We start from the raw sequence: 15023 nt of genomic DNA on the forward strand, positions 1-15023 counted from the left end.
CCCCATGGGCGGCCCGCATGCCAGCACCGCCCCGGCCCCAGAACCACAAGGAAGTCCGGCCCATACAACGCACCACACACATAAAATACCGCAGGCTGGGTGTACGCCACGACCATGGCATTTGCGCCGCACGGCGGCCCCCGGTAGGGTAAGGGGCTTTGCATTCGCACCGCGACGGTTGTAAGTCCGGGGCTGCTTGTGTCACGCGTTACAGACGGATTTTGGCCAGAATGTCACTGAACAGCCCTCAGAGCGGTACAACAACAACGAGCGAGAGCGCCAATGTCCAATGGGGCGGGCGGTTTGCCGGTGGCCCCTCAGACATCATGATGGCCATCAACGCCTCCATCGGGTTTGACAAGGCCCTGTGGCGGCAGGATATCCGCGGCTCGCTCGCCCATGCTGCCATGCTCGCCCATGTCGGGATTATCACCCCCGAGGACGAAGCGGCCATCCGCGCCGGGCTGAACGAAATTGGGCAGGAAATCGAAGCAGGCCGGTTCGATTTTTCCGAAGTCCTTGAAGACATTCACATGAATATCGAGGCCCGCCTGTCCGACCGGATTGGCGAGGCGGGCAAGCGCCTGCACACCGCGCGCTCGCGCAATGACCAGGTCGCGACCGATTTCCGCCTGTGGGTGCGTGATGCCATTGACGGGCTGGACCAGCAGGTAGCCTCGCTCATGCGCGCCCTAGCCCGCCGGGCCAGCGAGCACGCAGCAGACCCGATGCCGGGCTTTACTCACCTGCAAACCGCGCAGCCCGTCACTTTCGGCCACCATCTGATGGCCTATGTGGAAATGCTTGCCCGCGACAGGGGCCGTCTGGCCGATACGCGCCGCCGCCTGAATGAATGTCCGCTGGGTTCGGCCGCACTCGCTGGCACCTCTTTCCCCATCGACCGGCGCATGACAGCCGAAGCACTGGCCTTCGACCGCCCCACGGCCAATTCGCTCGATGCGGTTTCCGACCGGGACTTCGCTCTGGAATATCTCTCGGCCCTGTCCATCATGGCCATGCACCTCTCCCGCTTTGCGGAAGAGATTGTCATCTGGTGTTCCTCGCCCTTCTCGTTCATCCGCCTGTCCGATGCCTTTACCACCGGCTCCTCCATCATGCCGCAGAAGCGCAACCCCGATGCCGCCGAACTGGTGCGCGCCAAGACAGGCCGCATTACTGGCAGCCTTGTCGGGCTGCTGACGGTCATGAAAGGCCTGCCGCTGGCCTATGCCAAGGACATGCAGGAAGACAAGGAACCGGTGTTTGCCGCCACGGATGCCGCCGCCCTTTCCCTTGCCGCGTGCGATGGCATGGTGCGCGACATGACCGCCAACACGGCGCAGATGCGCGCTCTGGCAGGCTCGGGCTACTCCACCGCCACCGATATTGCGGACTGGCTGGTGCGGGTGCTGCGCGTGCCTTTCCGCACGGCACATCATGTCACCGGGCGGCTGGTCGCCAAGGCCGAGGAAAAAAATATTGGTCTGGCTGACCTCAGCCTTGCTGAAATGCAGGCAGAAGAACCCGGCATTACCGATGATATTTACACCGTCCTGACTGTCGATGCCTCGATCGCTTCGCGCACCAGCGAAGGCGGCACGGCTGCTGACAATGTGCGAGCACAGGCCGCACGCTGGCTGGCCACACTGGACAGCACCACCACACCGGACAGCCACCCATGACCCTGCGCTTGCTGATTGGCCTTGCCCTGAGCACGGCCCTGCTCCTGCCGCTGGCCGCCTGCGGCAAAAAAGGCCCACCGCGCCAGCCCGGCCCAGAGGACAAGATCATCTATCCGCGCACCTACCCGGCACCGGATTAAGCTGGCGCCACACCGTTTTTCTCACCTGTCCTGCCCCTTACTTCAATCCAAGGCCCTACACGCCTCATGGCTGATCTTTCCGCCCCTACCGGCACAGACCCCACCCTGCCGGAACTGCTCCGCACCCACCCGCAGCTCAGCATGACGCCCACCACAGGGCTGATGTTTGAAGGCGTGGCCCTGAACGCCATAGCCGATGCCGTTGGCACCCCCTGCTGGGTCATGGGAGCAGGCACATTCAAACGCCGCCTGCGCCGTCTGGATCAGGCCATGCGCGATGCCGGGCTTGATGTGTCCATCCATTACGCCGTGAAGGCGAACGACCATCTGGCCATGCTCTCGCTCGTCGGGCGTGAAGGCCATGGGGCGGATATTGTCAGCGGTGGCGAGTTGGCCCGCACGCAAAAGGCAGGCATACAGGCCGGGCGTGTTGTGTTTTCGGGCGTGGGCAAGACCGATGCCGAGCTTGAGCAGGCCATTGCGCTGGATATTGGCCAGATCAACGTCGAAAGCGCTGAAGAACTCGATATCATTAGCGCCATTGCAACCCGCCTTGGCCGCATTGCGCGCGTGACCCTGCGCGTTAACCCTGATGTAGATGCGAAAACGCACGCCAAGATCACAACCGGGCTGGCCGCCAATAAATTCGGTATTCCTTTTGATGACGCGGCCGCCCTGTATGCCCGCGCGGCCAGCCTGCCCAGTATCGAGGCACGGGGTTTCGCTACACATATCGGCAGCCAGATCCTGTCCACTGGCCCTTACCGCGCCGCCTATGCCCGCGTTGCGGAACTAGTGAAAACCGTACGCACCGCAGGGCAGCGCGTGACCCATGTTGATTGTGGTGGCGGGCTGGGCATTGCCTACCGAGCTGAAGCCGAAGGCCAGCCCGAAGCCCTTGCAGCCGCCATCCGGGCTGAGCTGGGTGATCTGGGTGTCAAACTGGCGATAGAGCCGGGCCGCTGGCTGGCTGGCCCCTCGGGGGTTCTGCTCAGCAGCGTGATCCTGCGCAAGGAATACGGCATGCAAACCCCCTTTGTGGTGACGGACGCCGCAATGAACGACCTGCTGCGCCCCAGCATGTATGATGCATGGCACGGGATTGTGCCTCTTGCACCGCACAGTCTGGGCCAGCCCTGCGCACCCACGCATGTGGTCGGCCCGGTTTGTGAAAGCGGAGACACCTTTGCGCGTGACCGTGCCCTGCCCCCATTGCCACGGGGCGCGCGCGTCGCCATTCTGGACACCGGGGCTTACGGGGCGGTGATGAGTTCAACCTATAACAGCCGCCCTCTAGCGTCCGAAGTTCTGGTTGAAGACGGAGAATGGACGGTGATACGTCGCAGGCAGACCGTGGAAGAACTCTGGCAGGATGAAACCGTGCCAGCCTTTGCAGGCGGAACCATGTAAGCATGGGCGGCGTGCATGACAGCCTGAACGCCCCGAACACCCATACCGGGCCACATGCCGCCCGTCTGGCTTCGGTGCGCCGTCATGCGGCCCTTGTTCTTTATGTCGAGCGGGTATGGCCTGCGGTTCTGCCGGTTCTGGCAGCACTGGGCCTGTATGTGCTGGCAGGTCTGTGCCGCCTGCCGCAACACCTGCCAGACTTTGCCCGCTGGCTGATTTTACTGGGTTTTGCGGGCCTGTGTCTGGCCTATCTGCGCCGCCACCTGCGCGCTCTGCCTGCCATACCCCTCTCGGCCATTGACCGGCGGATCGAAAAAGCATCCGCCCTACCCAACCAGCCGCTGGCCGTGCTGGAAGATCAGCCGGTACCGCTCTCCACTGACGCCGAACGCACGCAAGCACTCTGGCAGGCCCATCAAGCCCGCAGCCTTGCGGCCCTTGAGCACCTGCGCGCAGGCTGGCCCGGCCTGCTGCCCGCCAGCGCCACCGCGCGCGCCGCCATGGGCGGGCTGCTCGGCTGCCTGTTCATTGCCACCCTGCTGGCCGGTTCCGCTGCACCGGGGCGGATACTTGCCGCCTTCATTCCCGGCCGGGATGACCCGGATGTGCCGCTGCCACATATCGAAGCGTGGATTACCCCCCCCTCCTACGCACCGGACGCCCCGGTTTTTCTTGGCGTAAACCAGAACCCCGCCAACCCACCGCGCATTGCACAGGCTGCACGGCTGAGCGTGGTTGTATCCGGCATGGCATCCGCCCCCACCCTGAGCGGCCTACATGGCGCGGTGCTGGACAGCCAGAGCGTGCAGACGCTTGACGCCCATAGCTGGAAACTGAGTGCTACAATCGAACAGGGTGGTGTCATCCGCCTGCGCGGGCGCGGACGCACCCTCGCCCTGTGGCCGCTGACCGTCCTGCCCGATGCAACCCCCAAGGTGGAATGGGGCGAATCCCCCGGCCCTCTGGCGGGCAGATGGCGCACACGCCTGCCCTATCAGGCCAGCCACGCCTATGGTCTGTCTGAACTGAGCGTTGTCCTGCACGCTGCCCACCCAGCACGGGGCGCTGATACCGCGCGCACGCTCACACTGCCCGTGCCCCTGACCGGACACCCACGCAGCGTACGTGGCGCACTGACACCCGACCTGTCGGAAGACCCATGGGCAGGCAGTGAAGTCGCGGGCCAGCTTGTCGCTCGCTCCGTCAGTAATCAGACTGGTGAAAGCCGCACCGTTACCTTCAAGCTCGGGGCACGCACCTTCCACTCCCCTCTGGCGCGGGCCGTGCTTGATGTGCGCAAACGTCTCGCTCTTGGGCAGGAAACCGCTGCTGATGCGGCGGGCGACCTTGACGCACTGGCCGACGCCCCCGGCCCCATCCAGAATATCACGGCCCTTTCTCTGAACCTCGCAGCCATTGTGGCCCTGCTGGACAACCCGCATGAAGACCCGCGCACGGCGCAGGATGGTGCCACCAACCTGCTATGGGACCTGGCACTCGATATAGAAGACCGCCGTTCGGGCGATACCGCCAGCGCACAGGCCTCGCTTGACGTGCGAGCCGCACAGGCGGCAGTGGCCCAGCAACTCGCCCGCCTGCACGCTCCCCACCCGGCGGACAAACAGGACGGTACACAAAACGGCGACGGGCAGGCTGAACTGGAAGAGCGGCTAAAAACCCTTTCCGATGCCATTAGCCGCAAAATGCAGGCTTTGGCCGACAATGCCCTGCGCAACCACACCGCCATACCGGACCTGCCCGGCCTGACCGCCGCGGGTAACAAGGCATTCTCACACCTGATGCAGCAGTTGCAGTCCGATGCCGCCAACGGCCATGCCGAAGATGCCATGAAGCGCCTGCAGGATATGGCAGACGCTACCGAACGCATGCGCAACGCCACCCCGCAGGATCTGGCCGCCATGGCTCAACAGATGGTGGCGCGCCAGCAGGCGCATGAGCAGATGGCAGCCCTCAAGGACGTAACAAACCGCCAGCTTTCGCTGCTGGATCATGCGCAGGCGCGACTTGAAGGACCAAAACGCGCACCTGCCCCCCCGCAGGATGACGGAACCGATGGCGATGCGCAGGAAGACGGCGCGCCGCTTGACCTCGCGCATATGCCCACATCCGAACTGCTCCGCCGGCTGGGCCTGCCAACGCCACCCGGCGCGGATGATAACCACCCCTTCCCTGACACTCCTTCCGGTCATGAACCGTCCAGCACACCGCCAGACCCGGCACTGGCCGAAGCGCAGGCCGCTGCCCGCCGGACAGAACGCGGCACACAGCACGCTCTGGAACGCGCGGTGGAAGAACTACAAAACGAAATTCACGACCTGACCAGTAAAAGCCCCGAGGCGCTGGGGGAAGCCCGCACACAAATGCGCGCCGCACGCAAGGCGCTGGCTGACGGCAACGACGCCGATGCCGCCAGCGCCGAACAGAAAGCCCTCGATGCCCTCCGCCAAGGCCGCCAGCAGATGCAGGAAGCCATGAAGGGCAGCCATAACAACAATGCGCCAAGCTTCCTGCCCTCCTTTGGCGGTCAGTCCGAAGGGGGCAGCCCCGGCCAGCAGGGCCAGAGCGCGCAGGGCGAAAACGGCGAAGGCACCCCTACGGATACCGATGACGGCGCGGATGATCAGGACAGCACAAACGACCAGCGTGACCCGTTGGGCCGCAAGCTGGGCGAAGGTCAGGATCAAGCCCCCGATGACGGCAGCACCCATGTGCCCGACACGGTAACACGCCAGCGCGCGCGCGAAATCGAGCAGGAACTGCGCCGCCGCGATTCCGACAGAACACGCCCTCCTCAGGAACTGGAATATCTGGACCGGTTGCTCAAACCGTTCTGATAAAATCGTTCTGATGCAGGCCCGATGGCCAGGGCACACACGCAATGTAAAAGGACACCCATGGCGCGTTTTCTGGTTACAGGGGGGGCTGGCTATGTCGGCAGCCATGTGGTGCTGGCCCTGCTGGATGATGGTCATGACGTAACCGTGCTGGACAGCCTGCGCACAGGACACCGGCAGGCCGTGCCCCCGGCAGCCACCTTCGTTCAGGGTGATCTGGCCGATGCCGCTTGCCTTGAACGGGTGCTCTCCTCCGGCCCATGGGATGCCGTACTACATTTTGCCGCTCTGTCGCTGGTGGGCGAAAGCATGCAGAATCCCCTGCTGTACATGCAGGCCAATGCGGGCTGCGGCTTCGCCCTGATTGATGCCTGTGTCCGCCATGGCGTAAAGCGCTTTGTGTTTTCCTCCACCGCCAATCTGTTTGGCTCGGCAGGGAAAGCGCTTATTGACGAAGACACCCCCATCGACCCCGGCTCCCCCTATGGGGAGAGCAAATACATGGTTGAACGCGCCCTACACTGGGCGGACAGAATTCACGGGCTGAAAAGTGCCTGCCTGCGCTACTTCAACGCGGCAGGGGCCGACCCGGCTGGTCGCGCGGGAGAGGACCACAGGCCTGAAACCCACCTCATTCCGCTGACTATTGATGCCGCTCTAGGCCGCCGCGCCGCACTCAGCCTGTTTGGCACGGACTACCCCACGCCCGACGGCACCTGTGTGCGTGACTATGTGCATGTAACAGATCTGGCCCGCGCGCATCTGGCGGTGCTGCCCCTTCTGAATGAGCGAAGCGTGGTGTTTAATATCGGCACCGGTCGTGGACACTCAAACCGCGAAATTATCGACGCCGTAGAGCGGGTTAGCGGACATCCGGTTCCATGGCACGCCGCACCACGCAGGGAGGGAGACCCGGCAAGCCTTGTTGCCAGCCCCGCACGGTTGATGGCCGCAACAGGCTGGGCACCAGAGTTCACGCGGATCGATCAGATTGTGGAAACCGCCTTCCTGTGGCGCCAGGCCCACCCGGACGGCTATACCAGTCAGTAACCTGGCATACAGGAGTCCCCGCTATGTTCGCCATGCGCCTGCACGCCCATCATACGCCCCTGCAATGGGAGGAATTGCCCGACCCCATACCGGGCGCGGGTGAAATCCGGGTTAAGGTTCTGGCCTGTGGCGTGTGCCGCACGGACCTGCATGTGGTTGATGGCGAACTGCCCCACCCCACGCTGCCCATTATTCCGGGACATGAAATCGTGGGCCGGATCGACCAGCTTGGCCCGGGTGTGGAGGGGCTTTCCATTGGGCAGCGTGTGGGTATTCCGTGGCTGGGGCATACCTGTGGGCATTGCCCCTATTGCGCTAGTCATCACGAAAACCTGTGCGACGCCCCTGAATTTACTGGTTTCACCCGCAATGGTGGCTACGCCACGCTGGCCATAGCCGATGCTCGCTTCGCCTTTCCTCTGGGGGATAGTGGTTCCGATGTGGAACTGGCCCCCCTGCTCTGCGCGGGGCTGATCGGCTGGCGCGCCTTGGGTAAGGCGGGCGATGCTAAAACAATCGGGCTTTATGGCTTTGGGGCCGCCGCGCATATTCTTGCTCAGGTGCTGACATGGCAGAAACGCCCGTTTTACGCCTTTACCCGCCCAGGTGATACGAAAACACAGGACTTTGCCCGCTCGCTAGGCGCGCAATGGGCAGGTGGTTCGGATGAACTGCCCCCCACGCCACTGGATGCCACCATTATCTTCGCCCCTGATGGCGGGTTGGTGCCAGCCGCACTCAAGGCCGTTCGCAAGGGTGGTCGTGTCGTGTGCGCGGGTATTCATATGAGCACCATTCCCGCTTTTTCCTACGATATCTTGTGGGAAGAGCGTGAAATTGTGTCCGTCGCCAATCTGACGCGTGAGGATGGGCTGGAATTTCTCTCACTGGCACCAAGGATCGGTATCCGCGCCACAACAACACCCTATGCTCTAAAAGACGCTAACACCGCGCTGGATGACCTGCGCCACGGCCGTTTTGATGGCGCGGCCGTGCTGGTGCCCTGAACCGCCGCCTACAATGCCACGGCAGGCTGTGCCGTGGCGAAGGGGTTTGAATCCGGCTCAAACGGGCTGTTTTCTACGTCACAGGCAGCCAGAATAGCGCTGAGCAAGCCGGGAAAGCGGGTGTCGAGTTCCTGCTCACGCAGGCTGTTCATGTGGGTGACCCCCACAACCTCTGTCCGCACCAATCCCGCCGCACGCAGTACCGCGAAATGATGCGAAACCGAGGATTTTGGTCGCCCACCCTGCAACGGCGCACAGGGCTGGGGCTGCAAGGCAGCCAGACGCCGGACAATGGACAGGCGGAACGGATCTGACAGGGCGTGCAGAATCTGGGTTACGGTAAAATCCGCAGCGCAGGGGTGATCATACTGTTTCATCTATGGGCCTATCGTTTATCCACTTGCCTAAACCAATAGTTCCATTAATATCGAACTATTGGCCCCGCACGGCCTGATCCTGAAGGAATCCCTCATGCCTAACTTGTTCGACTCCTACTCACTCAAGGGTAGCACACTCCGTAACCGGATTGCAGTCGGCCCCATGTGCCAGTACATGGCGCAGGACGGCGTACCCAACGACTGGCACAGCACACATTACACCTCCCTTGCACGTGGCGGGGCTGGACTGGTGACCATTGAGGCCACGGCGGTTTCTCCCGAAGGGCGCATCACCCCCAACTGCCTTGGCCTTTGGAACGACACGCAGGCAGAAGCCTTTGCCCCCATTGTTGCAGCCATGCACAAGGCCGGGACCGTGCCGGGTATCCAGATCGCGCATGCCGGGCGCAAGGCCAGCGCCAACATACCATGGGAAGGCGACAACCATATCGCGGCTGATGACCCGCGTGGCTGGCAGCCCATCGGCCCTTCAGCCATCGCTTTTGGCGCCCATCTGGACCGCGTACCGCAGGCGATGACGCTGGAAGACATTGCCCGTGTGCAGGCCGATTTTGTCCGTGCAGCCGAACGGGCCCGTGACCTCGGCTTTGGCTGGCTGATGCTCCATTTCGCCCATGGCTATCTGGCGCAGAGCTTCTGGTCCGCCCATTCCAACCAGCGGACAGATGCCTATGGCGGCAGCGTTGCCAACCGTGGCCGCTTCCTGCTCGAAACCCTGCGGGCCGTCCGTGCCGTATGGCCGGAAGATCGGCCGCTCTGCGCGCGTTTTGGCATCATCGAGTTTGATGGACAGGATGAGGAAACCCTGAGCAACTCGATCGACCTTATGCGGCAGATGAAAGCCGAAGGGCTGGATTTCATGGAAGTCAGCATCGGGTTTTCCACCCCGGATGCCAACATTCCGTGGGGGCCTGCCTTCATGGCGCCATATGCCCATCGCACCCGGCAGGAAACCGGGCTGCCTGTCAGCACATCATGGTATATCAGCGAAGGTCGTCAGGCAGATGCCCTGATCCGCAACGATATTCTGGATATCGCCACGATGGGTCGCCCTTTCCTGGCCAACCCACACTGGCCACATGAGGCCGCACGCATTCTGCACGCCAAGAATGCCGGGGATGTTCTGCCGCCTTCCTACGCTTACTGGCTGAGCCGCTACCAGTAACGCGCGGCTTTAAAGCCCCCTAAAAAACCATAACGGCGCGGCTCCCTGCCGCGCCGTTTCTGTATCCGCACTACCTGCCTTACGGCTTGTCTGCCGCCTGCTCTGTCGGCATGCCCACACATTCCTTAGCCGTCGGGAAGGCCCGTGTGCGTACGGCCTGCGCATACTCTGCCGCCGCCTGCTCTATATCAGCGCCCAGCGAAGCAAAGGTTTTAACAAAGCGTGGCGGCGTTGCGGTAATGCCCAGCATGTCATCCACCACTAGCACCTGCCCGTCACAAGCTGGCGATGCGCCGATCCCGATGGTGGGAATGGACAGTTTTTCCGTAATGGCGCGTGACAGCGGCTCCAGAGTGCTTTCGATCACGACCGAGAACGCCCCGGCCTGCTCCACGGCCAGCGCATCGCGCAGAACCTGTTCGGCTTCATCGCCCCGGCCAACGGTGCGAAAGCCACCATGTGCATGCACGGCCTGCGGCTTAAGGCCGATATGGCCCATGACCGGAATACCCCTTTCCACCAGAAACTGGATGGTTTCGGCCATTTCCTGCCCGCCTTCGAGCTTGACGCCCCCTGCCCCCGTGCGCGCCATGATCTCGGCTGCCGAACGGAAGGCCTGCTGCGGGCTTTCCTGATAGCTGCCAAAGGGCAGGTCCACCACCACACAGGCCTTCTGGCTCCCGCGCACGACAGCCTGACCATGGGCCACCATCATGTCCAGCGACACCGCCAGCGTGGAATCCATGCCATACACCACCATACCCAGTGAATCGCCCACCAGAAGCATGTCGCAATGGGGGTCAAGCAGGCGTGCCATGGGGGCGGTATAGGCTGTCAGCATCACAATGGGCGCTTCCAGCGCTGCGATGGAGCGCGGTGTGTGCCGCCTGACTATCTGCTGTTTGCTCATCGCTCCATCATCCCTTGTTATATCATCCATCAACAACCAGCCGCAGCTTTTGCCCGAAGCACTCCCCCTGTCCACCCCGGTGTGACCAAAAAACCGTGTGAACGGGCCATGCCCCCCCAGCCAAGCCCCTTAAATCGCAGGAAATAAAAACAATCCGTCATACGGCATTGACAAGGCCACGCTCAGGCTTTAGGTCAGTCTCCACACGATGGAGGGGTGCCCGAGTGGCTAAAGGGGGCGGACTGTAAATCCGCTGGCGTACGCCTACGTTGGTTCGAATCCAACCCCCTCCACCATGTTTCCCATTAAATTTAAAACTAATCATATTACGCCCAATACTATTGGGTAATAATATTAGTCATTAAAAAACTAATGAGTCTGCGATATGAAGAAAATATCGATCATTTTATTATCAATAATGGTGCTCTCGCTATATGCGGTGCTTTCGTTCCATATTTATGCCCCTTTCCAATCCGACTACAGTGAAGGATGGAATGCTAGCCGCCAAGTAATGGTCCTGAATAAGATTCCATTATACAACGCCCCCCCCTATTTTACCGCGACAAACTACCCGCCTCTCTGGTTTTATATAGTTTCTACGCTAACAACTCTCTCAGGTTACAGCCCCAACCTGATCGGACGCCTCGCATCACTCGCCTCCCTTCTGGGTCTCGCGGTCTTAGCCGCTCAACTTACACGAAATATAACCGACAGCTATCGCTCTGGCATAATAGCCGGATTATTGTTTTTGTTATTGTACGCAATCGAAGTTCCTGTTCGCGTCGCAGAAAATGACCCTCAACCTTTGGGTATGGCCCTAGAAATGCTAGGGCTTATTCTTGCCATTTCCAGCCGTGAGCACGACAGACGTTTATATATATCAGCAATATTGTTTGCATTATCCGTTTTCACAAAACCCAATTTAATCGGCATTCCAACTGGAGTAGGAATAGCTTTACTGGCAAATCGCAATTGGAAAAATTTTGTCATATGGTGCGCAATTGGCATTGTATCAGCTATTTTTCTTTATTTTATTGCAGTAACCCATGATGGTTCATATTTTTTTGCTCATCTATTTTTCCCGCGTGTTTACAGCCTACAAGAGGCATTTCATAAAGATATTCGTTTTATTTTAAGACGAAATGCTCCATTCATTGCCCTCGCAGCAATATGGTGCTGGCGATACAGAGCCAATCAAAACAAGCGAATTCTTATTTCTGCGTGGGTTTTCACCCATCTTTTTGCACTATATTTTTCTGGCGGAGATGGAGTAGATTTCAATATATACTTCGAATGCCTTTGGTTAGACAGCGTTTTGGCTATTATATCTCTATCTACCTTTAAAAAGGAATGGAAAATATTTAATAAATCAGCATTGAAAATATCTATATTGATATGCGCATCTGTTTTGGTCATGCGTTTTTCTGACTGCATGGCAAATAATATTGTGAAATGGTGCAACATCACATCAGATACAGAAGATTATATACGTGCAGAAAATATATTGCACAATATACACGGCAATATCGTTTGCGAAAATCTACTTATGTGTATCAATTCTGGCAAACCATCTATCTTTGATACTTATTTTTTACGTAGCCAGATAAAGAAAGGACTTTATCCGCAAGATATGATGGAGAAAATATTAAGCCTCCCCACCACTGAGGCAATTGAAATTGGTGACACCAATATCGCACCTGACCCTAAATATCGTTACAGCAGAGTATCCGAGGGCGTTAGAGATTTTCTACCCAGTCACTATGAAAAAATTTATCAGACACCCAGCATTATGATATGGATTCGCAAAAAAGAGAACTAAAAATAAGCACACATTGCTCCACAATTACTGTGGAGCAATACATCAAAACCGTCCTGAATTAATCGTGACTTTCATTCCGGATAAAACTTTCCACATGGTAGCGTGGTCTTTTTTTCGTTTCTAAATAAATTTTCCCGATATACTCTCCGATAATACCCAACGAAAGCATCTGCACACCCCCCATAAAGAAAATAGCCAACACAATAGATGACCAACCGTGCACAGTATTCCCAGAAAACTTCATAAAAAATACATAAATTATCGCAAAAAATGCAAAAATGCAGATACATGCCCCTAAAGCGGAAATGAATCTCAATGGAAAAACAGTTAACGATGTAATACCTTCTAAGGCCAATGCCAGCATTTTACGAAGAGGATATTTTGACTCCCCAGCGGTACGAGCATGTCGAACATAGAAAACTTCTGTAGATGCAAAACCAACCATAGGGACTAAGCCACGAATATAAACATTATGCTCAGGGTAAAGAAGCAATGCTTCCAAAGCTCGTTGGCTAAGAAGCCGAAAATCAGCATGGTTATGAACTTGCTCTATGCCCATCTTAGACATAAATCGATAAAAACTTAGAGCAGATGTCCGTTTAAACCATGTATCTGCTTGTCGATTTTCTCGAACGCCATATACCACATCGTAACCAGAGCGATATGCTTTCACCATACTACGTATCGCGTTTATATCATCCTGAAGATCAGCATCAATACTGACAACTGCATCAACCATTTTACAAATTGAAGATAATCCAGCCAACAAGGCAGATTGATGCCCCTCATTTCGAGAAAGCTTAAGTCCCTGGACACACGAACTATCAGACACTGCCTTTTGTATTAGTTTCCATGTAGCATCTTTACTTCCATCATCTACAAATAGAATAAAGCTTCCTGCTTGGATCAAGCCATCCTTCATCATATCCGCAAGGATAACCGTAAGTTCTCTTAAACAATAAGGAAAAATTTCTTCTTCATTGTAACAAGGAACAACGATTGCAAGTTTAGGCACCGAACGAAATAATGCAGACATCGACGCTAAGTTTCCGACACAAAAGACCATAAAATTTCAAAGTTATTCTAACACTTTTGGCCTCATCAAGCGACATTTTCTTTTTCAAAAACCTGCACACATTCCAAATCAATGAACAAGCCGCTCAAACATCAAGTAATCATTAGTAGAAATATCATGATTTATATAATAACTTCTATAAAAACCAGAAACCTTCGGATGCAACCCGATATAAAGTGCCGATAAATCAAACGCAAATAAGAAAACTATTATAAAAACCTTCATATCAACCAAACACTCCCACCATACCATGAAAAACTAACAAAAATTCGTAGCAAAAAAAGTATCGCAAAAATATACGCTAAAAAAAATCCGGATCTGGAAATTACCAAATAAGCCAAAAACTGAATAACGAGGGGGTTCCCAAAAAAATACCGTTCGACGGAAATAACCCCAGTAGAAATAGACAGCACTGCAGTGATAGCCATTAAGAATGCATTCACGCCCCAGCGCAATACGCACATCCCCCACACAGTGACCAAAACTGTCACGCAATAAAATAAGCTAATAAAATTACCATCGAAAGCGGACTTAACTATATTATATAAAAAGAAATGGAAGTCTTTACCCCATGCTATTTCAACATGCTTAAATGCAAATCCATCTCCCATCACATGAAAGAGGTATACAACATAAACGGACAATCCCGCACCGCTACCAGCAAGCAATAACAGACTATCCGTTATCCGCTTCCGCTGGATGCGAACAATAGAAAAACTATTATGCTCACCATCTTTTCTCAGCAACCACCAGATAGCGAGCGCACCCCCCATAAGGAAGCCTGTAGGCCGAGACATAGCTAATAAAAAACACAAAAAAGTCGAAAAATTCGTTTTATTTTTTCTCAATGCAACAATTGCACCCATCAACAAAAAACCATAAACAGCTTCTGAATACTGGGCATAGTACCAAATATTAAATGGGCATAAAATAAAAAATAAATAAAAAATAAACTTACTTACTTTTATTTCTCTAATTTTTAGATCAATCCAACACAAAACCACAATAGCTGGCCAAAGAATAATATTGATTAAAAATCCACTCAACCCAATACTAATATCAAAATATTTCGTCATTAAGTAAGTTAACAATGGGTATAGCGGAAAAAATGCCCAATTTGCCTGTGCAGGTCTAAAATCATCATACAATCGAGGTATACTTGAGTAACCGTTGCGAGCGATGTCTTGATACCAGAAACAATCCCACCTGCATGATGCAGCGACAATCCCCCCCCACCGCAAGGAAATAATTTCCTGAACTCCCAATGAAAGGGCATATATTAATATTAACGAAATATAAAAATACACCGGATTAATTTGAAAATTATCTATGATATTCTTTATATTTTTCATCTATCATCAACCAAAAAATTTGAGCACTTTCCATATGCGTGCTTTGGTTTCACCATCCAAAATTATAAATACTTCACTTCATGATTTTAAGAGTTTTACTTTAAGTGAATTAACAAAAAAGCTTGGATCAGTTGAACTGAGCCCTCTGATCCAAAGCCTA

General features: G+C 55.9%; 12 protein-coding genes and 1 tRNA gene. 9 read left to right on the forward strand and 4 right to left on the reverse strand.

What is annotated here, in order from left to right; all coding sequences use genetic code 11:
- Positions 1 to 230: 230 nt before the first annotated feature.
- From argH to ABF757_RS07165, 6 genes are all read left to right on the forward strand, one after another.
- Entirely contained in the window at positions 231 to 1682 is a 1452-nt protein-coding gene (argH, locus tag ABF757_RS07140) for an argininosuccinate lyase (protein WP_415481543.1), read from the forward strand.
- A complete protein-coding gene (locus ABF757_RS07145) occupies positions 1679 to 1822 on the forward strand; it encodes a hypothetical protein (protein WP_199897909.1) in 144 nt (47 codons plus the stop codon). Before argH ends, ABF757_RS07145 begins: the two co-directional genes overlap by 4 nt.
- A 66-nt stretch (positions 1823 to 1888) precedes the next feature.
- A complete protein-coding gene (lysA, locus tag ABF757_RS07150; protein WP_415481544.1) occupies positions 1889 to 3232 on the forward strand; it encodes a diaminopimelate decarboxylase in 1344 nt (447 codons plus the stop codon).
- A gap of 2 nt (positions 3233 to 3234) precedes the next feature.
- Entirely contained in the window at positions 3235 to 6087 is a 2853-nt protein-coding gene (locus tag ABF757_RS07155) for a DUF4175 domain-containing protein (RefSeq protein WP_415481545.1), read from the forward strand.
- Between the two features lie 60 nt (positions 6088 to 6147).
- Complete coding sequence (gene galE, locus ABF757_RS07160) at positions 6148 to 7137, forward strand: UDP-glucose 4-epimerase GalE (protein ID WP_415481546.1); 990 nt, start codon at positions 6148 to 6150, stop codon at positions 7135 to 7137.
- A 23-nt stretch (positions 7138 to 7160) separates the two neighbouring features.
- Positions 7161 to 8144 (forward strand): zinc-dependent alcohol dehydrogenase family protein, encoded by a 984-nt coding sequence (locus ABF757_RS07165; RefSeq protein WP_415481547.1) that lies wholly within the window; start codon positions 7161 to 7163, stop codon positions 8142 to 8144.
- An 8-nt stretch (positions 8145 to 8152) separates the two neighbouring features.
- Here ABF757_RS07165 and ABF757_RS07170 read toward each other — a convergent pair whose 3' ends face one another.
- The gene (locus tag ABF757_RS07170; RefSeq protein ID WP_415481548.1) at positions 8153 to 8521 is read right to left on the reverse strand and encodes an ArsR/SmtB family transcription factor; all 369 of its coding nucleotides are present in this window, start codon (positions 8519 to 8521) and stop codon (positions 8153 to 8155) included.
- Positions 8522 to 8615: 94 nt separating this feature from the next.
- On the opposite strand from ABF757_RS07170, the gene ABF757_RS07175 reads away from it, so the two are divergent.
- The gene (locus ABF757_RS07175; RefSeq protein WP_415481549.1) at positions 8616 to 9707 is read left to right on the forward strand and encodes an NADH:flavin oxidoreductase/NADH oxidase; all 1092 of its coding nucleotides are present in this window, start codon (positions 8616 to 8618) and stop codon (positions 9705 to 9707) included.
- A 79-nt stretch (positions 9708 to 9786) separates the two neighbouring features.
- On the opposite strand, the gene panB is transcribed toward ABF757_RS07175, so the two are convergent.
- On the reverse strand, positions 9787 to 10617 hold the full coding sequence (gene panB, locus ABF757_RS07180) for a 3-methyl-2-oxobutanoate hydroxymethyltransferase (RefSeq protein ID WP_415481550.1): 831 nt from the start codon (positions 10615 to 10617) through the stop codon (positions 9787 to 9789).
- 210 nt (positions 10618 to 10827) lie between these two features.
- On the opposite strand from panB, the gene ABF757_RS07185 reads away from it, so the two are divergent.
- Positions 10828 to 10913 (forward strand) — tRNA-Tyr (locus tag ABF757_RS07185).
- Between the two features lie 89 nt (positions 10914 to 11002).
- On the forward strand, positions 11003 to 12436 hold the full coding sequence (locus ABF757_RS07190; RefSeq protein WP_415481551.1) for a glycosyltransferase family 39 protein: 1434 nt from the start codon (positions 11003 to 11005) through the stop codon (positions 12434 to 12436).
- Between the two features lie 58 nt (positions 12437 to 12494).
- On the opposite strand, the gene ABF757_RS07195 is transcribed toward ABF757_RS07190, so the two are convergent.
- Complete coding sequence (locus ABF757_RS07195) at positions 12495 to 13472, reverse strand: glycosyltransferase family 2 protein (RefSeq protein ID WP_415481552.1); 978 nt, start codon at positions 13470 to 13472, stop codon at positions 12495 to 12497.
- A gap of 260 nt (positions 13473 to 13732) precedes the next feature.
- Positions 13733 to 14863 (reverse strand): hypothetical protein, encoded by a 1131-nt coding sequence (locus ABF757_RS07200; RefSeq protein ID WP_415481553.1) that lies wholly within the window; start codon positions 14861 to 14863, stop codon positions 13733 to 13735.
- Positions 14864 to 15023 lie beyond the last annotated feature (160 nt).

The sequence above is a fragment of the Acetobacter papayae genome, from assembly GCF_047721125.1.
Lineage (GTDB): Bacteria > Pseudomonadota > Alphaproteobacteria > Acetobacterales > Acetobacteraceae > Acetobacter > Acetobacter papayae.